The organism is Fontibacterium abundans (SeqCode) (assembly GCF_965235095.1).
GTDB lineage: Bacteria > Pseudomonadota > Alphaproteobacteria > Pelagibacterales > Pelagibacteraceae > Fontibacterium > Fontibacterium abundans.
Genome location: NZ_OZ249405.1, coordinates 1,069,010 through 1,089,451, shown reverse-complemented (window position 1 = coordinate 1,089,451; position 20,442 = coordinate 1,069,010). Strand labels below are relative to the sequence as shown.

Here is a 20,442-nt window from a genome sequence, read left to right as displayed (position 1 = left end):
ATAATTTCCCTTAATCTATGCTACATTTTTTAACTTATCAAGATTTAAAAAATAAATATCTTTTTTTAATTTATTGGCCTTATTTGAGTATTTTGTGTCGACTATGGGATGTCTATTGCTCAAGCTATATTCAAAAGTATCTGTTTTTTTCTTTAATAAAGAAATCTCTTTTACAACATAATTAAAATAGTCCTGATCGTCCGTTACAAATATTAGTGTAGATTTAATTTTCATTTTTTTTAAAATTTTTTCTAAAAATAAATAATTTAGCAATCTTCTTTTTTTTTGCTTATTCTTCATCCATGGATCTGGAAATAGCACAAAAACTTTTGAAAAAAAATTATCTAAAAAATTATCTATAACTTTTTGTACAGGGGTATCTAGTATTGAAATATTATTTAGGTTTAATTCTTTAGCTTTTTGCAAAACATTAGCGACGCCATTAATAAAAGGGTCAACTCCAATAAAATAATCTTTAGGATGACTGCTCGCTTGAAATAATAAATTCTCACCCAAACCAAATCCTATTTCTAAAATGAAATCTTTATTTTTAACTATTTTTATTTCTTCAAAATTGACTAAAAAATCTTTTTTGTGATTTTCATAAAAAAACTTTTTACTTTTAGATAAGGCTCTTGATTTTGATCTTCCAAAAAAAATCTTTTTTTTGTCGTCGATCAAATTATACTTTTGATTGAAAATATTTAATTAAATCAGTTTTTTCCCAGCTAAAAGAACCATTGTCTTCTGGTTGTCTACCAAAGTGTCCGTACGCGGCTGTTTTTTGATAAATTGGTTTATTAAGTTTTAATAACTCACGAATGCCTCTTGGACTTAAATTAAAATTTTTAGAAATAATTTCTTCAATTTTTTTTGATTTATTATCTTCACCATCAAATAAATCGATATAAATTGAAAGAGGTTGCGATACGCCAATTGCATAAGACAATTGAATTAAACATTTTTCTGAAACACCTGCGGCTACAATATTTTTTGCTAAATATCTTGCAACGTAAGCTGCTGATCTATCCACTTTTGTTGGATCTTTTCCTGAAAATGCTCCACCACCATGAGGTGCTGCGCCGCCGTAAGTATCAACAATAATTTTTCGACCTGTTAGTCCTGTATCACCGTCAGGTCCGCCAATAACAAATCTTCCTGTTGGGTTCACATAAAAATTTTTCTCATCACACATCCAACCTTTTGGGATGACTGACAAAACATAAGGACGAACGATTTCTTTAACTTTTTCTTGATCAATACTTTCATCGTGTTGTGTTGAAACAACTATTGAAGAAATTCCTTTTGGTTTTCCTTTTTCATAAATAACTGAAAATTGACTTTTTGAATCAGGTCTTAAAAATTTTTCTTTTCCAGATTTTCTTGCCTCTGACATTAATTGTAAAACTTTATGAGAATAACTTATCGGTGCTGGCATAAGATCTTTTGTCTCTGTACAAGCATAACCAAACATAATTCCTTGATCGCCTGCGCCTTCATCTTTATTGCCTGCTGAATCAACACCTGCAGCTATGTCTTGTGATTGACTATGCAGATAGTTTGTAAATTTTAAATTTTTCCAATGAAAACCTTCTTGCTCGTAACCAATGTCTTTAACTCTAGATCTAATTAATTTTTCAATTTCATCGCTGTTTATTTCTGGACCCCTTACTTCACCAGCAATCACAACTGTATTTGTGGTTACTAAAGTTTCGCAAGCAACTCGACTTTCTGGAAATTTAGATAAATATAAATCGAGTACTGAGTCCGATATGATGTCGCAAACTTTATCTGGATGCCCTTCCGATACTGATTCACTTGTAAATATGTAATCTTGTTTAGCCATTTTTATTTAATTTTCTAAGAGCAATTACGAATATAATACTTAAGAAGATTGTAAAATAAAAAATGTAGTTTTCTAATAAAGAAAATAAGGTTTTTTCTTTTAAAAAGGATAATTTTACATCAATAAATCCAGATTTGTTTAATTCTAAAGAATTTACAATTTTTCCATTTGAAGAAATATAAGCGGACATGCCTTTGTTAGTTGATCTTACAATTGGAGAACCTTGCTCTACTGCTCTAAAAACCGCTTGGGTTAAATGTTGATAAGGACCTATTGAATCTCCAAACCAACCGTCCTCTGAAATGTTTATTATGAAATTATAATCTTTAGAATCGCGTTTAAGGTCACCGGAATAGATTATTTCATAACAAAGCAAAGGCAGGAAAGATAAATTGTTAAATATTTTAATCTCGTTTCTTTCAGCACCTGAAGAGAAAGAACTGTATCCAAATGTAATTTTTTTTAATCCCCACTTTGTTAATAAATTTTCAAAAGGAATAAATTCTCCAAATGGAACAAGTCTAATTTTATTATAAACACTAACAACTTCAGCGTTATTATTAAGTACGACTAAGGAGTTATAAAAATTAATTTTATTACCTGAAATACTTGGATTGGTTACTCCAACAATAATTAAATGATTTTTAGAGAAATTTTTATTAAAGTATTCTTTATATTTATATAAATCTTTAGGATTAGTTTGCTGGATCATCCCCTCGGGCCAAACAATTAAAGTTTTTTCATCTTTGTTGGTTTTACTAAGATTAATTAAAGTAACTAAATTTCTATTTTCGTTTTCAATCCCCCACGTCTTTGCAATATCAATATTAGGCTGGACTATTTTTATTTTAACATCGTTATACTGATTAAACTCTGCATTATTTATTATAATTTTTCCAAATAAATAATTAGAAATTAAAACAATAAATAAAAAAGCAGAATTGACTAATATTTTCTTAAACTGTACAGGCCATAAAGAATTAAAGTAAATTGAAAAAATAAGAATGCTAAAAAAGTTAAAAGTATATGTGCCAATAAATTTTAATATTTGAATACTCTCAAGTGAAAAACTCCATGAATAAGATATTAAATTCCAAGAAAATCCTGTGAACAGTATCCCTCGTAAATATTCAAATATGGATAAGGAAATAGAAAATATTAACAAAAACAAATAATCTTTTTTTATCAAAGAATGGATTGCAATAACTGCGGCCCCATAAAAGATGGCAAGCAAAATAGGCAAGCCTAGTATGGCAACGGGCATTAAAAAGGTTAACTGTTTGTCAAAAGTTAATGAGTGAGAAACCCAATAAAGACTACTTGCAAAATATCCATAACCAAAGGCAAAACCTAAAAAAAAGAAATTAGATAATTTTACTTTTTTTTCTTTAAACAGAATTATTAAATACAAAAATAAAGAGTAGGTAATAAAATTTATAAAGATAAAATTATAAGGGGGTAAGGAAAAGCTAGATAAAGAGCCTAATAATAATAAAAAAATGTAAATAAAAAAAATATTTTTTTTTGACATCTTTATTTTTAAATAGTTCTAATAATTTTTTGCTCTAATAGATTCATTTTTTTGTATTTTTTAAATGAATCATGTTCATGGCCAATAAGATGCAAAACACCATGAACTAACATTTTTTTAAAATAATCATCAAAGCTTATATTTTGTTTTTTAATAATTGCCTCAATATATTGGTAACTTAGTGCGATATCTCCAAGGTAAAGCTTTTTCTTTAATATAAAATCTTTTTTAAAAAAATTTTTCTCCTCCGCAGGAAAAGACAAAACGTCTGTGTCCTTATTAATTTTTCTAAATTTTTTATTGAGATTCTTCATATTTTTTGTGCCTGTAAGAAGGATGGATATTTCAAAGGCAATCGCCCGAGATGGGAATATAGATGATAAAATTTTTTTAATACTTTTTGTAAGAAACAAATTTACTTTGGGGTATCTGGATTTCCAGTTCTTATTCTCAATAGCTAAATTAACTTTTACCATTTGGCTCTTTTTTTTCATAATCATCATAAGCCTTAACTATTTTAGAAACTAAAGGATGTCGCATAACATCATTATGATCAAAGTTTATGGTTTTAATTTCTTTAATATCTTTAAGAATTTTTGTGGTCTCATAAAGCCCAGACTCTTTTGATTTTGCCAAATCCACTTGTGATGGGTCTCCGTTTATTACCATCGTTGAATTATTTCCAAGTCTCGTTAAGAACATTTTTATTTGAGTAAACGTTGCATTCTGAGCTTCATCTAATATGACAAATGAATCTTTTAGTGTTCTTCCTCTCATAAAAGCAAGTGGTGCGATCTCAATTATGCCCTCTTCTATTTTTTTTTGAATTTTGTCATATCCTAGAAGTTCATAAAGAGAGTCGTAAAGAGGTATAAGATAAGGATCAATTTTATCCTTCATATCCCCAGGTAAAAAACCTAAATTTTCTCCAGCCTCTACTGCTGGTCTTGATAAAATTATTTTTTTAACTCTATCTTCTAATAAAAAAGTAACAGCTACGGCAACTGCCAAAAATGTTTTTCCAGTTCCGGCGGGTCCTAATGCCATTACAATCTTATGATTTTTTAAAGCATCTACGTAAATTTTCTGCTTCTCCGATCTTGGTAAAATTATTTTTTTTGATGTTTTGATAGCATCGTTATCACTATAAATTGAATTAGGATTTGACTCTGTTCTATTCATTTTAGTTACGTCAAAGATTGTCTTGATGTCTTCTTTTTCAATACTGTTCGTGTTTACAAATTTTGCGATAAGATTATCCATAATTTGAACAACAGATTGCCTATTACTCACATCACCTCTTACAATCATTAAATTTCCTCTTAAATTAATTTTTGTATTAGTAATGTTTTCTATTTCCTTAAGATTAGAATCAAATTCACCAATAATTTTACTCAAAACTAAATTATTTTTTATGTAAAAACTTAAATAATCATTATTTTTTTCAATAATTTCAATCTGTGAACTAGAAACTTTAGATATATTCATCAAACAAGTACTTCTTCTTTTTGCAATATACCAAAAAGATTTTTGCTATTGCAGGAAGTAATTTCAATATCCACTAAATCTCCTGGATTACAATTTTCAGAGTTAAAAAAAATAGAATGCATAAATTTACTTCTACCAAAGAATTGACCGGGAGTTTTAGTTTTATTCTCAATTAATATTTCAGTTTTTGTTCCTATTAATTGTTTACTGTTTTTAAATTGAATATCACCTAATAAAGTTTGTAATTTTAATAATCTGCCTTTGCATATATCTAGAGATATCTGATCTCTATCAACAGCTGGAGTGCCTGGTCTTTGACTATATATAAATGAATAAGAACTATTAAAATTTACTCTGTTAATAATATCAAGCGTATCTTGAAAATCCTGTTCTTCCTCACCTGGAAAACCAATTATAAAATCGCTAGAAAATTCCATTTCTGGATTAGCTTCTTTAAATTTAGCGATTAAATCTAAATAATATTCTCTTGTATGTTTTCTATTCATTAATTTTAAAATTTTATTAGAACCTGATTGAATGGGTAAGTGTAATTGCGGCATTAATTTTTTTTGATATTTAAAAGCCTCTATCAATTCTTGATCCATGTCATTTGGATGTGAAGTGGTAAAACGTATTCGATGAATTGAATTAATTTTTGCTATTTCATCTATTAGTTTTGCAAGATTATAAGTTTTGTTCCCATCTACAAATTTGTAAGCGCTAACATTTTGTCCAAGCAAAACAATTTCTCTAACTCCATTATCTGATAATTTTTTTGCCTCATTAATAATGCTGTTAAACGATCTAGAAAATTCAGCGCCTCTTGTATAAGGAACTACACAAAAGGAACAAAATTTATCACAGCCTTCTTGGATGGTTAAAAATTCAGAAACTTTAGATTTTCTTGAAGATTTTAAATTATCTAAAGTATCAAATTTTTCTATTAATTCAAAATTAGTGTCAGAAAAATTTTCTTTTCTTTCTGCAAAATTTTTAATTTGTTCAGGTAGTCGATGGTAAGATTGTGGCCCAACAACAATATCGACATAGTTAGTTCTTTTAAAAATCTCCTCACCTTGTGCTTGCGCTATACATCCCGTTAATACGAAAATTGGTTTTTTTTTAGATCGATTCAGCTTTTTAATTTTACCAATATCAGAGTAAACTTTCTCAGTTGCTTTTTCTCTAATGTGGCAAGTATTAAATATAATACAATCTACATCTGCTAAAGTTTCAGATCTTACAAAATTAACAGATTGCATTAAGTCGGATATTTTATCAGAATCGTACTCATTCATCTGACAACCAAAAGTCTTTATATAAAATGTTTTTAACAATTATTTTAATCTCAAAATATTAGAAGCTCTGAAGGTATAAAAAAAAACAAATAAATGAAATATATTTGTTACATATTTTCATAAATAGGGAATAATTTGTTATCAATAAAAAGTTTATTATCCAAAATATATTGAAGATTCTTAGATGTGTATTCGGGTAATTTTGAAAATTTAACTATTTTATCACTATTTTTTTCTAAAGCATTTTGAAGGGTAAATTTTGAATAATAGTCATCACAATTTTTTAGATCCTTAACATAAAATCTATTATTAACTTCTATAGCAACTTTTTCATAATCTTGATTGGTAATTGTAGTTTTTAGAATCTGAAAATTATTAAATCCAAGTACTTTGATTTTTTTAACTAAGGCAATACTTTTAATTGAAGACAAGATGTTTCTAAGACCAACAAATCCACCTGGCCCTAAATTAATCATTAAATAATTTAAGTTTTCTATCTTGATATTGTTTTGCTGAAAGAAATTTAAAAGAATATTTATAAAATTTTCACTATTTAAGAATTTATCTTTAACTAAAGCAAAGTCAGAATTGTTTTCTTTTGCGATTAGTATTAAACTTCCCAGTGTAAAATCGATCGAACAAAAACGGGAATTCATGGCTTCATTCATAAAAAGAATTATTTTAATTACTTTTTTTATAATTGCTAATCTTTCTGGAGTTAATTCTCAAGAATATCAAAATGAAAAAGGAATTATTGGATTAATGTATCATCGTTTTGAAGAAAATAAATATCCATCAACCAATGTCAGGCTTAAAGAGTTTAATTTGCAACTTGAAATTATTAATCAAAACAAGATTGAATTTATTTCAATTGATGAATTAAGAAAAATTCTTATTGAGAACAAAAGTTACGACTCAAAAAAAGTTTTAATTACCGTTGATGATGCCTATAGATCTTTTTACGACAATGGATGGAAGATATTAAAAGAGAAAAAAATTCCATTTGTACTTTTTTTTAATACACGAGAAGTTAATACCAACAATCCCAATTACATGACTTGGGATCAAGTGCGAGAAATTCATAATTCTAAAATTGGAACTATTGGTGGACATAGTTTTTCTCATGAATTTTTAATTAATAAATCTGAAAGCGAAATAAGAGAAGATTTAGAAAAATCTCATAAAGATTTTTTAAGAGAATTATCTTTTAGGCCAAAATATTTTTCATATCCATTTGGTGAATACAGTTCTATTTTTAAAAAAATTGTAAAAGAATTTAATTATGAATTAGCATTCGGACAACATTCCGGCGTTATCGATAAATCAAAAGACTTATTTGAGTTACCTCGTTATCCTGTAAATGAAAATTATGGGAAACCAGAAAGATTTTTAACATTGTTAAATACTAAACCTTTTCCTTTTAAATCTTTCAAACCAGAAAATAAATTTCTTACAAAATCAGAAAATCCTCCAAAAATTGAAATAGAATTTTTTAAAGAAACTACCAACTTAGAAAAAATTAATTGCTTTGCTAATGATGGTGGGGAGTGGAGTAAAAAGAAAATATCGTTTATTGAAAAAAATTGGATAAAAGTTAATTTAGATAAAAAATTTACAACAAGAACTGGTAGAATTAATTGTTCTTTATTAGATAAAGATAATCAATGGCGCTGGTTGGGATTTCAGTTTGTGGTAGATGGAAATTAGATCGATCCTGATCTTTTAACTAATAAATTTGCTTTATCGAAATCTTGTAGAGAATTTTGTTCAATAATTTTCTTTAAACCAAGAACATAATCGTCTCCTTTAATTGAATATTTATGAACATGTTTGATTAATTTTATGCCTGATATTGATCCGCTTAGTCTGCCTGATCTTTGTTTGGCTCTTTCTATGCGAAATTCCTCATAAAACGGATGTGTATTTAAATTATTTTTGTAAGCACTCACTGCATATCTAATTTTATTAAATTTTGAAATTTCATGTTTTTCATCTTCGCCTCGATTTTCTGGCACCATCCCTTTGTTTTCTTTCCATCCCCACTGACCAAATAAAGCATTGCCCTCAGTTGCAAAACGAGATGTACCCCAACCACTTTCGTAAGCCGCTTGCGCTATAGCTAATGAAGGAGGAATAATGTCCATTTTAACTAATAATTCTTTAACACTGTTATTTTTAACTTTATATTGCTGGAACTTCTCATTTAACCAATCAGCGTCCTTTTTAAAACTTTTTCTATTCATGATGGCAGTTAACTTTCTTCGGTCTTCAATAATTTTTTCATTCTCCGATAAAACGATAGGCAATAATATTTGTATAAAAATTCTTTTTCTTTGCTCAATATTATCTAATTCACTAATACCTTCTGGAAATTTTGCTAAAAAGAAATTAGCAACAGGCTCTCCATCTCTAACTTTTTCAAGATTATAACCGCTCTTTTCAAATAAATTAATAATACCTAACACTTGCTGAAAATCTAAACTTAATTTTTTTGAATCATTAGTTAAGAAACTTTTCTTTAATATCTGATCAATGGAAAGATCATTGGTAGTATATTCTTCTGTTTGATTATTAATAATTTTTTTTTTATCAGCTGTGGACTTAAACATCTCCGGAACAAAAGCGGTAAAAATTATTAAAGTAACAATAACGGTGTATGGTAAAATTTTTTTAAGATTAAGTTTCGTAATTAGAAAAAAGTAAATTTTATTTATATTTTTTAAAACAAAAGAAAAAAATCTAAATGTTGGAGCAAATGTATCAACAATATACCGCGAAAAACCATTGTTCAAAATTTCTTCTCTTATTTTTTTAAAAAAATTAATTAATTTTTGATTAATAATTATTTTTTTCATATTAATTTAGATTATAGACTTACAGCTCTAACGCTTTTTACTTCAGGCACATAATGAACGAGCATTCGTTCCACGCCTTGTTTTAAAGTTAATGTAGAGGAAGGACAGCCTGCGCAGCTACCCTGCAGTTCTACTTCAGCCACTCCATCAATAAAAGATCTTAGCTTAATATTGCCTCCATCCTGTGCAACAGCAGGGCGTATTTTTAGTTCTAGTACTTCTTCTATTTTTTTAAATACTTCATCTTTATTATCAATTGTTTCTTTTTTTATAGTGATCGCTTTAAAATTTTTAGGAAAGTCGTTTTTTATAATATTTTTAATTTGCTCTAATATTTGCCCCCACTCTAAAGAGCTATTTTTTTTAACAGAGATAAAATTAGTTCCAAAAAAGACGAGCTCAACTCCAAGCTCAAATATTTTTTGAACAAAGGGATACTCTTTAGCCTCTGAATGAGCTTTAAATTCGATAGAGCCGCTTTGCACTAATTCTAAGCCTAACACAAATTTTAATGTGTCTGGATTTGGGGTCTGCTGCACATCAATATTCATATGTATATATTTAGTTAGTATGATTTGTTGTTAAAGTAAGCACCATTTATAATAAAGCTTATAATTCAATAACTTATATTAAATTATCGATCTCTTTCTCAGAAATGAGACCTGGGATTATAACTAAGGGCACTGGCAGATCATTCATCTTTTTTGATAAAGATTTAATAATAGGCCCTGGATCGCTATCAGTTGAAGAGGCTAATACAAGAAATCTAATACTCTTATCCTCTTTAAGAAACTTGATTATTTCATCAACCTTATCACCCATCTTAATAATAATCTGCGGTTTTATTTTAAATTTTTCTTCAACTACAGTTGACCAAAGTCGGCTAATTTTTTTTCCCTCACTTGTCTCCTCTTGCTCAATAAGATTTCCAACTGATGCCCACTCGGCATTCACTGCGGGCCTTACAACATAAAGCATTATTAAATTAGCATTATTTGCTACTGATCTTTTGGCTGCAAAATAAATTGCATTCTTAAGTTCATCACTCTCGTCAATAATAACTAAATAATTTTTTCTCATTAAGATAGAGATAATCCAACAATCTTATGTACTTCTTTTATAGTTTTTTGAGATTCAATATTAGCTTTTTCACTTCCGCTTTTTAAAATCTTTTTAATTTCATCAGTGTCTTTTTTAAATTCTTTAATCTTTTTTCCTATCGGAACAATTTCTTTAACTAAAACTTCACTTAGTCTATTTTTTAATTCAGAAAAATTTTTACCACTTAATTCTTTTAAAGTTTTTTCAATTGTGCTGTTATTTAAAATAGAAAAGATATTAATTAAATTTCTAGCCTCTGGTCTGTCTGCTAATTTTGACTCAGTATCTGGAATCAAATCATTATCTGTTTTTGCTTTTTTAATTTTTTGCACAATATCTTCTTCTGTGTCTGTTAAAGTAATTCTTGAAGCTTCAGATTCATCAGACTTGCTCATTTTTTTAGTTCCATCTTTCAGACTCATTATTCTTGCAACTTCTTTTGTAATAATAGGTTCTGGTAATGTAAAAAAGTCTTTACAATTAAAATCGTTATTAAATTTCACCGCAATATCTCTACACAGTTCCAAATGTTGTTTTTGATCTTCACCCACAGGAACATGTGTTGCCTTATAAAGTAAAATATCTGCTGCCATTAATGTTGGGTAGGAATAAAGACCAACACTTGCTTTTTCTTTATTCGATCCTGCTTTTTCTTTAAATTGCGTCATTCGATTCAACCAGCCAATTCTTGCAACACAATTAAATATCCATGCTAATTCAGAATGTCCGGCAACACTCGACTGACAAAATATAACATTCTTTTTTGGATCTAATCCGCAGGCAAGAAAAACAGCGGCTGTTTCAATTATATTCTCTCTTAATTTTTTTGGATCTTGAAATACAGTGATTGAATGAAGATCTGCCAACATAAAATAACACTCGTAATCTTTTTGTAATTTAACAAAATTTTTAATTGCGCCTAAATAGTTGCCAAGATGAAGGTTTCCTGTTGGCTGAACACCGGATAAAATTCTATTTTTAATCATTTAAAATTTAAACCTTTAAATCTTTAATACGAAACGCTTTTAAAAAATAGGCAGTTAAAAAGTAGATAAACGCCGAGAATAAAACCAGAGATATTAAAATTATCGCTTTTAATATCGTTTTTGATTCTAAATAATTTGCAAAATGTTTTAATAAAACAGAAAGAATTAATCCCATAATTAATGTGCACAAAATTGATTTTATAAATCTAATAACAAATAATTTATCAAAAGAATGATATCCGGATTTAATAAGATTTAGTTGATAAATAATAACTGTTAGCCAAGCCGAGATGCTGGTTGCAAGAGGTATAATTAGAAAACCATAAGTATTAAATAAGGAAAGACTAATTGAAATGTTTAAAATCACCGAGAATAAAGACAAATAAAAAGGAAATTTTGTATTACTTCTTGCAAAATAAAAACTTGAATAAATTTTAATTAATCCAAAAGCAGGCAGTCCTATTCCAAATAAAAAGAGAGCTGCTGAGGTATTGATAACGCTTTCATCATCAAAAAAACCATAACCATATAAAGCCGATATAATCTGATCTGATGCAAGAAAAATTCCAACTGTTGCTGGTAACGATAAAAATAAACACAATTCTAAAGAGCGATTTTGAATAAAATTTACTTTTACTAATTTCGATTTAAAAACTTCTTTAGATAAGCTTGGCAAGATAACGGTTGCTATTGCAATCCCAGTTAAAGCTAATGGCAACTGATAAATTCTATCTGCGTAATATAAATAAGAAACTGCTCCACTTTCAAATGAAGCAATAATTGTGCCAATTAAAATATTTATTTGATTTACCCCCGATGCAAAAACACTGGGTAATAATTTACTAAAAAAGGATTTTACTTGATTATTAATATTAATAATAAAACTTAAGTTAATTTTGAAATATTTTTTTGCAAAGAAAAATAAAAAAATAACCTGAATAATTCCCGCAATCGTTAGCGCATAGGAAGACGCATAAACTATTTCTGTATGAGTACTGTTAAAAAAAACTAAAGATAAAATTAATAAAATATTTAATATGATAGGTGCTGCAGCAGTAATGAAAAATTTTCCTTTTGAATTTAAAATAGCTGAAAGAAATGATGAAATAGATACAAAAAATAAAAATGGAATAGTAATTCTGCTAAGGTCTACGGCAAGATCAAATTTTCCATCAATATCTTTAAATCCAGGTGAAATAAGAAATAAAAACTCAGGTGTAAATATTTCAATAATAAAAATTATAAAAAGAATAAAAATAATTAATAAATTTAATATTTGATTTGCAAAATGATTTTTTTTACTACCCTTTTGCTTTGTATAAGCTGGAATAAAAGCGGAATTAAAAGAACCTTCCGCAAATAATGATCTAAAAGTATTTGGTATTCTAAATGCAACAAAAAGTGCGTCCGCAACAGCAGAAGTTCCAAGAAACACCGCAATTAAAGTATCCCTTAAATATCCAAGAATTCTACTCAAAAAAGTCGAAAAGCCAAAATAAGAGATATTTTTTAAAATATTCATTTGATATTTAGTTTCAACTTTGTTTTAATAATTTAAAATCTAAGAACTTAGTATAAGAAAAATAACTTCTTCTTACAGTTTTATTTATATTAAAAACAATATTATGGAAAAGTTTACAGATAAAGAAGCTTTAGACTATCATAGTCAGGGTAAGCCTGGAAAAATCGAAATAATAGCAAGCAAGCCGATGGCAACGCAAAGAGACTTGGCGCTTGCGTATTCTCCTGGTGTTGCTGTTCCTGTCGAGGCGATAGCAAAAGATCCATCGAAAGCTTATGATTACACTAACAAAGGAAATACTGTGGCCGTTATTTCAAACGGAACTGCAATCTTAGGACTTGGAAATTTGGGAGCACTTGCTTCAAAACCAGTAATGGAAGGTAAGGCTGTTCTTTTTAAAAGATTTGCCGATATTGACTCAATTGACATTGAGGTTGATTCACAAAATGCAGAAGAAATTATTAATTGTGTTGCTAAAATTGGAAATAGTTTTGGAGGCATAAACTTAGAAGATATCGCATCTCCAGATTGTTTTATTATTGAACAAGAGTTAAAAAATAGACTTAAAATTCCTGTTTTTCATGATGACCAACATGGAACAGCTATTATTACTGTGGCTGGAATTTTAAATGCTCTGGAGATTGTAAAAAAATCAATAAAAAAAGTAAGAGTTGTTGCTAACGGCGCAGGAGCTGCTGGGCTTTCGTGCATATCATTATTAAAGGCAATGGGTTTACCAGATGACAATGTTGTGATGTTAGACAAAGAAGGAGTTATTTATAAAGGTCGTCTAAAAGTAGATCAATTTAAATCAGCGCATGCTGCAGATACAAAGCTTAGAACTTTAGAAGAGGCGATGAAAGGAGCAGATGTATTTTTAGGTTTATCTGCAAAAAATGTCGTAACAGCCGCAATGGTAAAATCTATGGCAAAAGATCCAATTATATTTGCTTGCGCAAATCCTGATCCTGAGATTCTTCCTGAGCTAATTGAACAAACAAGAAGCGATGCAATTATTGCAACTGGAAGATCCGATTATCCAAACCAAGTAAATAATGTTTTGGGTTTTCCATATATTTTTAGAGGAGCTTTAGATTGTAGAGCAAAAACTATTAATGAAGAAATGAAGATCGCTGCTGCAAGAGCAATAGCAGATCTTGCAAAAGAAGATGTTCCAGATGAAGTGGTTGCAGCTTACGGGGGTGAAAGACCAAAATTTGGAAAAAATTATATTATCCCGTCTCCTTTTGATCCAAGATTGATTAGAAATGTATCTGCTGCAGTAGCCGAAGCTGCTATGAAAAGTGGCGTTGCACAAAAGAAAATTGAAGATATCGCAGCATATAAAGATAGTCTTGCTGCAAGATTAGATCCTTCCGTTGGTTTCTTACAAAACATTTATGCGCAAGTAAGAAAAAAACAAAAAAGAGTTATTTTTGCTGAAGGGGAAGAAGAGTCTATGCTTAGAGCCGCAATTGATTTTAAAAATAATGGACTTGGAACTCCTGTTTTGATTGGCAGCAGCGAAAAAATTGCACAGCAGCTTAAAGATCTTGGTCTGACATTAGATAAATCTATCGAAATTCATAATTCGAAAGATGAAAAACAAAGACAAAGATATACGGATCATGTTTATAATAGATTACAAAGAAAAGGTTTCTTAAAAAGAGATTGCGATAGATTAATTAGAACAAATAGAATTGTTTTTGGATCTTGTATGGTGGATCTTGGAGACGCCGATGCGATGGTAACAGGTGTGACTAGAACTTTCAGCGACACTTTGGAGAATATAAAATACGTTGTAGATGAAAGACCAGGTGAAATTATTTTCGGACTTACAATTGTTGTTACCAAAAAAGGGACAGTATTTATTGCAGATACAAACGTTCATGAATATCCAACTGCAGAAAATTTAGCTGACATTGCTATCTCTTCAGCTAGAGTCGCAAGAAATCTTGGTTTTACTCCAAGAGTTGCTTTTCTTGCTCATTCAACATTTGGAAAACCAATGTCTGAAAGAAGCATTCATTTAAGAGAGGCTAGAGACTTACTTGAGAAAAGAAAAGTTGATTTTGAATTTGAAGGAGAAATGCAACCGGATGTAGCTTTAAATCCAAAATTTAAAACTATCTATCCGTTTTCAAAATTATCAGCTCCTGCAAATATTTTAATTATGCCAGCAATTCACAGTGCTGCAATTTCTACAAAGTTACTCAAAGAACTGGGTGGCAGCACATTAATTGGTCCTTTATTAATTGGGTTAAATAAACCTATTGAGATTGCAACTTTAAGATCAAAAGTTTCTGATATCTTTAATATGGCAGCTATTGCTGCTTTTTCTTCAGATGTAATTAAGTATAAAAAGAATTAAAGATAATTTCTTCTAGATAAATTATCAGCAAGAATAATACTTGGAACAATCTCTACTACATCAGGTATTAATTTTGCCTCTTTAACAACTTCTTCAAGTTCAGCTGTAGTTTTTGCCATTCCATAAATATAAATCTTACCATTAATAGTTTCTAAATTGTAATTTCGTGAATTAATTTTTTTATTAATTAATAACGCCGCACTTAATTGTGAAGATATTAATAAATCTTTTGCTCTTTGTCTGAAAGAAGTTTCATCAGCAATAACAATGTCATTTCTCACAGCTTTGATACCTGCTGTTTCCCATGCAAATTTTGTCATTTTTAATTTATCTTCAGCTTTTTCAACTCGACCACTTAAAATAGCAGTTCCATCTATAACTTTAACATTTAAAAATATTTGTTTGTAATTGTTCTGAACAATTTTCTTCATGATAAGTGTTTCTGCTAATTTATCATCTAAATATAATCCTGGAGATCTTGGATCTAAATTAATATTAACACCAATACCAAAAACGGTTGATGTAAAATTTCCAATACACGACGTTAAAAACAAAAATATAAAAATTACTTTTAGAAATTTCATTATTTTTTATCTAACATTAAAATTTTTTTATAAATTTCTTTTTTAGAAAATTTAAATTTCTTAGATAAGTATTTTGCAAGATCTGCTGTTTTCATTTTTTTTGATAAATCTAAAATTTCTTTATTTAAATCAACATTTTGGTCTTTATTTTTATTCGTTTCAGAAGACAACACTATTGTAACCTCCCCTTTAAGAACAATTGATTTAACTTTATCAAGAATATTAGCGAGCGTTCCTTTGATTATATTCTCATGTATTTTTGTAATTTCTTTAGCAACTAATATCTGTCTTTCACCAAGAAACTCCTTCATTTCTTTTATTATAGAAACTAAGTCTCTAGCTGGTAAAAATATAATAATTGAACTTTCTAAATTAGAAAATTTTTCGTAAACTTTTTTTCTCTCTCCTAACTTTTTAGGTAAAAATCCATAAAAATAATAATCATCACTATAACCAGCCAAACTAAAAGCTGCTGTCACTGCTGATGCTCCGGGTACTGGAATAATTTTTATATTATTTTTTTCAATCTCATTTATTAAAATTTTTCCAGGATCAGATATTAACGGCGTCCCTGCATCACTTATTAAAGATACAATTTTATTTTTTTTAAAAATTTCTAATATTTTTTCAACTGATTCTTTTTCGTTAAACTTATGATATGAAAATAATTGAGCTTTAATGTCATAATAATCTAATAATTTTTTTGAAACTCTTCTGTCTTCACATAAAATAATATCTGATTTTTTTAAAATATTTAAAGCACGTATTGTAATATCTGCTAAATTTCCAATGGGTGTTGAAACTAAATAGAGCCCCTTTTCTAAATTCTGATCTATAAATTTAATATTTTCCATAAATCTAATATTTAAAATATCTTTTTATTTTATTAAACGCCTTATAACGATGACTAATTTTATCCTTTGTATTGGCCTTAATCTCGCCAAAAGTTTTTTTATAGCCATTTGGAATAAATATAGGATCATAGCCGAATCCATTATTACCTTTAGGAGTTGATGAAATTTTACCATTAACCGTTCCACTAAACGTTTTGTATTCTCCATTTGGAAAAGCAATTGCTAATGAACAATAAAATCTAGCATTATTATTTTTGTTTAGTTTTTTCTTATTTTTTAGTTTTGAATAAACTTTTTTAATTGCTAATTTAAAATCTTTGTTCTTTCCTGCCCATCTTGCTGAATAAATCCCAGGATCCCCATTTAAAGTTGTTATCTCCAGTCCTGAGTCATCGGATAAAGATATTAATTTTGATTTTTCGGCACAATATCTTGCTTTAATTACAGCATTGCCTTCAAATGTTTTATCATTCTCGATAGGTTCGATTAGGTTAAAATCTTTTGGACTATAAAAGGTAATATGTCTGGGTAATAATTTTTTTATTTCTGAAAGTTTTCCTTTATTGTTGGTAGCTATCAATAAAGATTTTATATTTTTTAAATTTTTTAACTTATTTTTCAAAACAAGACTTTTGATGTTGTATTATTTCTTTTATTGCGCTCTTTGAAATTTTTAGCATTTCGCTTAGATCTTGATCTGAAAATGTCTTTCTCTCCCCTGTTGCCTGAATTTCAACTAATTGCATATTCTCAGTTATAACAAAGTTAGCATCGATATCTGCTTTGCTGTCTTCTTCATAATTTAAATCTAATAAAATTTTACCATCTACAATTCCACAACTAACCGCCGCTATATATTGTTGCATTGGATTTGTTTTAATTTCTTTATTTCGAAGTAAATGCTCAATACATAATTTTAATGCAACAAAACCACCTGTAATGGCCGCTGTTCTTGTTCCGCCATCTGCAGTTAAAACATCACAATCAATTGTAATTAATTTTTCATTTAACAATCCTAGATCAACAACAGCTCTTAATGATCTTCCAATTAATCTTTGAATTTCAGATGTTCTTCCTCCTATTTTACCAACCGCAGCCTCTCGTCTCATTCTTTCATGGGTAGATCTTGGTAACATTCCATATTCTGCTGTTACCCAGCCTTTTCCTGAACCAACAAGCCATCTTGGAACTTTTGAATCAACTGAAGCGGTACAAACGACTTGTGTTTCTCCAAACTTAACAAGGCACGAACCTTCTGAATTTTTAATAAAATTTGGAATTATCTCAATTTTTCTTAAACTAAGATTATCTCTGTTATCTTTTCTCATAATAAAGCTAGAAATCTGAAATATAGTACCTATATATGTCAAAAAAATTATAAAGTATTGCTCTAAATATATAAGCTTATGAATAATAACGAAGAAACTAATTCTAATAAAGATCAAGAACAAAAAATAGATGCTCCAGAAAATAATGGGGTAGAACCTAATCTAGAAATTAATCTTGAGAAAAAAATCGAAGAATTAAATGATAAGTTACTTCGCTCACTAGCCGAAAACCAAAATCTTAGAAAAATTCACGAAAAAGAAAGAGAAGATTTAATTAAATATAGCTCCTCTTCTTTTGCTAGAGAAATTCTTAACCTTGCTGATAATTTAGAAAGAGCCTTTGGTTTGTTTAAAGACAATCCTAAATTTAAATCAGATGAATTTAAAGATACGATGCTTGGAATTGAGCTTATTGAAAAAGAATTAATAAATAGTTTTGATAAGAATGGAATCAAATCATTTGAATCTATGGGCAAAAAATTTGATCCAAATTTTCATCAAGCGTTGAATGAAGTTGAAAGCGAACAAGAAGATGGAATGGTTATAAATGAAATTCAAAAAGGCTATACGTTAAATGATAGACTTTTAAGACCTGCTCTAGTGTCTATTTCTAAAAAAAAGACTAATACCAATTAATAGCTCAATAAAGCCAAATAAATTAAGGGTTTTTTAATAAAAAAAATTTAGCCTCAAAGGTTGTAATCTTAAAATTAAGCACCACATAGGGTTAACAAATTAATTTAAAAATAGAATTTTATGTCAAAAATAATTGGAATAGATTTAGGAACCACAAACTCATGCGTTGCCATTATGGATGGTGCGCAGCCAAAAGTATTAGAGAATGCAGAAGGTGTTCGAACAACTCCTTCTATTGTGGCTTTTACAGAATCTGGTGAAAAATTAGTTGGCCTTCCTGCAAAAAGACAGGCGGTAACAAATCCTGAAAATACTTTCTTCTCAGTTAAAAGATTAATTGGAAAAAGTTTTGATGATTCAAATTTAAAAAAAGAAATACAGGGACTTCCATACAAAGTAATAAAATCGGATAACGGTACTGATGCGTGGGTTCAATCTCGTGATAAGAAATATTCTCCAAGTCAAATTTCTGCTTTTATTTTAATGAAGATGAAAGAGTCTGCTGAAAAATATCTTGGTAGCGAAGTAAAGCAAGCAGTTATAACGGTTCCTGCTTATTTTAATGATGCACAAAGACAAGCAACTAAAGATGCTGGGAAAATTGCAGGTCTTGAAGTTTTAAGAATTATAAATGAGCCAACAGCAGCAGCACTTGCTTATGGTCTTGATAAGAAAAAAGCCAAAACTATTGCTGTATACGATTTAGGTGGTGGTACTTTTGATATTTCAGTTCTTGAATTAGGTGATGGAGTATTTGAAGTTAAATCTACAAATGGAAACACTTCTTTGGGGGGTGACGACTTTGATGCCGTAGTAACAGATTATATTATCGAAGAATTTAAAAAAGAAAGCGGAATTAATTTAAAAACTGACAAATTAGCATTACAAAGAATAAGGGAAGCTGCTGAAAAAGCTAAAATCGAATTATCTTCTTCAGCTCAAACTGAAGTAAATTTACCTTTCATTACAGCGGATAAAAGCGGTCCAAAACACGTTAACATGAAAATCACAAGGGCAAAGCTTGAAGCTCTTACTGCAGAGCTAATTGAGAAAACTATAGAACCTTGCAAAATTGCTCTAAAAGATTCTGGTTATTCTGCATCTGAAATTAATGAAGTTATTCTTGTTGGAGGAATGACAAGAATGCCAAAAGTTGTTGAAGCAGTTAAAAGTTTCTTTGGAAAAGAACCAAATCAAAGTGTTAACCCTGATGAAGTGGTTGCTTTAGGTGCTGCTGTTCAGGCGGGTGTATTACAAGGTGATGTTAAAGACGTTCTTCTTCTTGATGTTACTCCATTGTCTCTTGGTATTGAGACTTTAGGAGGTGTATTCACAAGATTAATTGAAAAAAATACAACAATCCCAACTAAAAAAAGTCAAACATTCTCAACTGCTGAAAATAATCAGCCAGCTGTAACTATTAGAGTTTTTCAAGGTGAAAGAGAAATGGCTAATGATAATAAATTACTTGGTAACTTTGAACTAACAGGCATTGCGCCAGCACCAAGAGGCGTTCCTCAAATCGAAGTAACTTTTGATATTGATGCAAATGGTATTGTTAATGTTTCTGCAAAAGATAAGGGAACTGGAAAAGAACAAAAAATTCAAATTCAAGCTTCAGGTGGTTTAACCGATGAAGAAATTCAAAAAATGGTTAAAGAAGCAGAGGCTAACAAAGAGGCTGATAAAAAGAAAAGAGAAGAAGTTGATGCAAAAAATCACGCGGACTCTTTAATAGCTTCAACAGAACAGAGTTTAAAAGAACACGGAAGCAAAATTTCAGAAGCTGATAAAAAAGCAATTGAAAAAGATATGGAAGATTTAAAAGAGGCTATTAAATCTGATAAAACTGAAGATATCAAAACTAAAACTCAGCAATTAATGACGTCTTCTATGAAGTTAGGTGAGGCCATTTATAAAGCTCAGCAAGACACGGCTGGTGCTTCAAAAACAGATAATAAACCTGATGATAAAAAAGATGTAGTTGATGCCGAATTTGAAGAAGTAAAAGACGATAACAAAAAGAACGGCTAATCCATTTA

At 29.1% G+C, this 20,442-nt stretch carries 20 protein-coding genes; 4 read left to right on the top strand and 16 right to left on the bottom strand.

All coding sequences use genetic code 11. The features are described from left to right. Positions 1–15: 15 nt before the first annotated feature. The 7 genes from trmB to AC8GER_RS05985 form a co-directional block, all read right to left on the bottom strand. Positions 16–681: a tRNA (guanosine(46)-N7)-methyltransferase TrmB gene (gene trmB / locus AC8GER_RS06015; protein ID WP_506597929.1), complete on the bottom strand. Its 666-nt coding sequence runs from the start codon at positions 679–681 to the stop codon at positions 16–18. 1 nt (position 682) lies between these two features. After that, positions 683–1,846, bottom strand: a complete 1,164-nt coding sequence (metK, locus tag AC8GER_RS06010; RefSeq protein WP_506597928.1) for a methionine adenosyltransferase — start codon at positions 1,844–1,846, stop codon at positions 683–685. Further along, the gene (lnt, locus tag AC8GER_RS06005; protein ID WP_506597927.1) at positions 1,839–3,377 is read right to left on the bottom strand and encodes an apolipoprotein N-acyltransferase; all 1,539 of its coding nucleotides are present in this window, start codon (positions 3,375–3,377) and stop codon (positions 1,839–1,841) included. The genes metK and lnt overlap by 8 nt, the downstream gene beginning before the upstream one ends. Before the next feature lie 8 nt (positions 3,378–3,385). Further along, a complete protein-coding gene (ybeY, locus tag AC8GER_RS06000; protein WP_506597926.1) occupies positions 3,386–3,871 on the bottom strand; it encodes an rRNA maturation RNase YbeY in 486 nt (161 codons plus the stop codon). Beyond that, on the bottom strand, positions 3,840–4,865 hold the full coding sequence (locus AC8GER_RS05995) for a PhoH family protein (protein WP_506597925.1): 1,026 nt from the start codon (positions 4,863–4,865) through the stop codon (positions 3,840–3,842). Before AC8GER_RS05995 ends, ybeY begins: the two co-directional genes overlap by 32 nt. Continuing rightward, positions 4,865–6,163: a tRNA (N6-isopentenyl adenosine(37)-C2)-methylthiotransferase MiaB gene (gene miaB / locus AC8GER_RS05990; RefSeq protein ID WP_506597924.1), complete on the bottom strand. Its 1,299-nt coding sequence runs from the start codon at positions 6,161–6,163 to the stop codon at positions 4,865–4,867. Before miaB ends, AC8GER_RS05995 begins: the two co-directional genes overlap by 1 nt. A gap of 107 nt (positions 6,164–6,270) precedes the next feature. Next, positions 6,271–6,831 (bottom strand): hypothetical protein, encoded by a 561-nt coding sequence (locus tag AC8GER_RS05985; RefSeq protein WP_506597923.1) that lies wholly within the window; start codon positions 6,829–6,831, stop codon positions 6,271–6,273. Between AC8GER_RS05985 and AC8GER_RS05980 the strand changes: the two genes are divergently transcribed. Beyond that, positions 6,818–7,870 carry a polysaccharide deacetylase family protein gene (locus AC8GER_RS05980; RefSeq protein WP_506597922.1) on the top strand — a complete coding sequence of 351 codons (1,053 nt, stop codon included), beginning with the start codon at positions 6,818–6,820 and terminating at the stop codon, positions 7,868–7,870. The genes AC8GER_RS05985 and AC8GER_RS05980 overlap by 14 nt on opposite strands. Here the strand turns inward: AC8GER_RS05980 and AC8GER_RS05975 are convergent. From AC8GER_RS05975 to murJ, 5 genes are all read right to left on the bottom strand, one after another. Then, a complete protein-coding gene (locus tag AC8GER_RS05975; RefSeq protein WP_506597921.1) occupies positions 7,867–9,018 on the bottom strand; it encodes a glucosaminidase domain-containing protein in 1,152 nt (383 codons plus the stop codon). The genes AC8GER_RS05980 and AC8GER_RS05975 overlap by 4 nt on opposite strands. Before the next feature lie 11 nt (positions 9,019–9,029). After that, positions 9,030–9,569 (bottom strand): NifU family protein, encoded by a 540-nt coding sequence (locus AC8GER_RS05970; protein ID WP_506597920.1) that lies wholly within the window; start codon positions 9,567–9,569, stop codon positions 9,030–9,032. Positions 9,570–9,642: 73 nt separating this feature from the next. Further along, on the bottom strand, positions 9,643–10,098 hold the full coding sequence (locus AC8GER_RS05965; RefSeq protein WP_506597919.1) for a universal stress protein: 456 nt from the start codon (positions 10,096–10,098) through the stop codon (positions 9,643–9,645). After that, positions 10,098–11,105: a tryptophan--tRNA ligase gene (trpS, locus tag AC8GER_RS05960; protein WP_506597918.1), complete on the bottom strand. Its 1,008-nt coding sequence runs from the start codon at positions 11,103–11,105 to the stop codon at positions 10,098–10,100. The genes AC8GER_RS05965 and trpS overlap by 1 nt, the downstream gene beginning before the upstream one ends. Positions 11,106–11,112: 7 nt before the next feature. Further along, on the bottom strand, positions 11,113–12,627 hold the full coding sequence (gene murJ / locus AC8GER_RS05955; protein ID WP_506597917.1) for a murein biosynthesis integral membrane protein MurJ: 1,515 nt from the start codon (positions 12,625–12,627) through the stop codon (positions 11,113–11,115). A gap of 103 nt (positions 12,628–12,730) precedes the next feature. Between murJ and AC8GER_RS05950 the strand changes: the two genes are divergently transcribed. Further along, positions 12,731–14,998 (top strand): NADP-dependent malic enzyme, encoded by a 2,268-nt coding sequence (locus tag AC8GER_RS05950; RefSeq protein ID WP_506597916.1) that lies wholly within the window; start codon positions 12,731–12,733, stop codon positions 14,996–14,998. Here the strand turns inward: AC8GER_RS05950 and AC8GER_RS05945 are convergent. Genes AC8GER_RS05945 through rph form a run of 4 tightly spaced genes read right to left on the bottom strand, consistent with a single transcriptional unit; the run spans position 14,995 to position 17,764 of the window. Beyond that, complete coding sequence (locus AC8GER_RS05945; protein WP_506597915.1) at positions 14,995–15,582, bottom strand: BON domain-containing protein; 588 nt, start codon at positions 15,580–15,582, stop codon at positions 14,995–14,997. The genes AC8GER_RS05950 and AC8GER_RS05945 overlap by 4 nt on opposite strands. Next, the gene (rsmI, locus tag AC8GER_RS05940) at positions 15,582–16,436 is read right to left on the bottom strand and encodes a 16S rRNA (cytidine(1402)-2'-O)-methyltransferase (RefSeq protein ID WP_506597914.1); all 855 of its coding nucleotides are present in this window, start codon (positions 16,434–16,436) and stop codon (positions 15,582–15,584) included. The genes AC8GER_RS05945 and rsmI overlap by 1 nt, the downstream gene beginning before the upstream one ends. Positions 16,437–16,440: 4 nt before the next feature. Then, positions 16,441–17,058 carry an RdgB/HAM1 family non-canonical purine NTP pyrophosphatase gene (gene rdgB / locus AC8GER_RS05935; RefSeq protein ID WP_506597913.1) on the bottom strand — a complete coding sequence of 206 codons (618 nt, stop codon included), beginning with the start codon at positions 17,056–17,058 and terminating at the stop codon, positions 16,441–16,443. Next, positions 17,048–17,764, bottom strand: a complete 717-nt coding sequence (gene rph, locus AC8GER_RS05930; RefSeq protein WP_506597912.1) for a ribonuclease PH — start codon at positions 17,762–17,764, stop codon at positions 17,048–17,050. The genes rdgB and rph overlap by 11 nt, the downstream gene beginning before the upstream one ends. A gap of 78 nt (positions 17,765–17,842) precedes the next feature. On the opposite strand from rph, the gene AC8GER_RS05925 reads away from it, so the two are divergent. Both AC8GER_RS05925 and dnaK read left to right on the top strand, forming a co-directional pair. Then, entirely contained in the window at positions 17,843–18,400 is a 558-nt protein-coding gene (locus tag AC8GER_RS05925; RefSeq protein ID WP_506597911.1) for a nucleotide exchange factor GrpE, read from the top strand. A gap of 120 nt (positions 18,401–18,520) precedes the next feature. Next, on the top strand, positions 18,521–20,434 hold the full coding sequence (dnaK, locus tag AC8GER_RS05920; protein ID WP_506597910.1) for a molecular chaperone DnaK: 1,914 nt from the start codon (positions 18,521–18,523) through the stop codon (positions 20,432–20,434). Positions 20,435–20,442: the final 8 nt, after the last annotated feature.

What these genes read in the sequence shown, in the direction of transcription:
- metK (WP_506597928.1), bottom strand. Translation starts at nt 1,846, where the DNA reads ATGGCTAAACAAGATTACATATTTACAAGTGAATCAGTATCGGAAGGG.
- lnt (WP_506597927.1), bottom strand. Translation starts at nt 3,377, where the DNA reads ATGTCAAAAAAAAATATTTTTTTTATTTACATTTTTTTATTATTATTA.
- ybeY (WP_506597926.1), bottom strand. Translation starts at nt 3,871, where the DNA reads ATGAAAAAAAAGAGCCAAATGGTAAAAGTTAATTTAGCTATTGAGAAT.
- AC8GER_RS05995 (WP_506597925.1), bottom strand. Translation starts at nt 4,865, where the DNA reads ATGAATATATCTAAAGTTTCTAGTTCACAGATTGAAATTATTGAAAAA.
- miaB (WP_506597924.1), bottom strand. Translation starts at nt 6,163, where the DNA reads ATGAATGAGTACGATTCTGATAAAATATCCGACTTAATGCAATCTGTT.
- AC8GER_RS05980 (WP_506597922.1), top strand. Translation starts at nt 6,818, where the DNA reads ATGGCTTCATTCATAAAAAGAATTATTTTAATTACTTTTTTTATAATT.
- AC8GER_RS05985 (WP_506597923.1), bottom strand. Translation starts at nt 6,831, where the DNA reads ATGAATGAAGCCATGAATTCCCGTTTTTGTTCGATCGATTTTACACTG.
- AC8GER_RS05975 (WP_506597921.1), bottom strand. Translation starts at nt 9,018, where the DNA reads ATGAAAAAAATAATTATTAATCAAAAATTAATTAATTTTTTTAAAAAA.
- AC8GER_RS05970 (WP_506597920.1), bottom strand. Translation starts at nt 9,569, where the DNA reads ATGAATATTGATGTGCAGCAGACCCCAAATCCAGACACATTAAAATTT.
- AC8GER_RS05965 (WP_506597919.1), bottom strand. Translation starts at nt 10,098, where the DNA reads ATGAGAAAAAATTATTTAGTTATTATTGACGAGAGTGATGAACTTAAG.
- trpS (WP_506597918.1), bottom strand. Translation starts at nt 11,105, where the DNA reads ATGATTAAAAATAGAATTTTATCCGGTGTTCAGCCAACAGGAAACCTT.
- murJ (WP_506597917.1), bottom strand. Translation starts at nt 12,627, where the DNA reads ATGAATATTTTAAAAAATATCTCTTATTTTGGCTTTTCGACTTTTTTG.
- AC8GER_RS05950 (WP_506597916.1), top strand. Translation starts at nt 12,731, where the DNA reads ATGGAAAAGTTTACAGATAAAGAAGCTTTAGACTATCATAGTCAGGGT.
- AC8GER_RS05945 (WP_506597915.1), bottom strand. Translation starts at nt 15,582, where the DNA reads ATGAAATTTCTAAAAGTAATTTTTATATTTTTGTTTTTAACGTCGTGT.
- rsmI (WP_506597914.1), bottom strand. Translation starts at nt 16,436, where the DNA reads ATGGAAAATATTAAATTTATAGATCAGAATTTAGAAAAGGGGCTCTAT.
- rph (WP_506597912.1), bottom strand. Translation starts at nt 17,764, where the DNA reads ATGAGAAAAGATAACAGAGATAATCTTAGTTTAAGAAAAATTGAGATA.
- AC8GER_RS05925 (WP_506597911.1), top strand. Translation starts at nt 17,843, where the DNA reads ATGAATAATAACGAAGAAACTAATTCTAATAAAGATCAAGAACAAAAA.
- dnaK (WP_506597910.1), top strand. Translation starts at nt 18,521, where the DNA reads ATGTCAAAAATAATTGGAATAGATTTAGGAACCACAAACTCATGCGTT.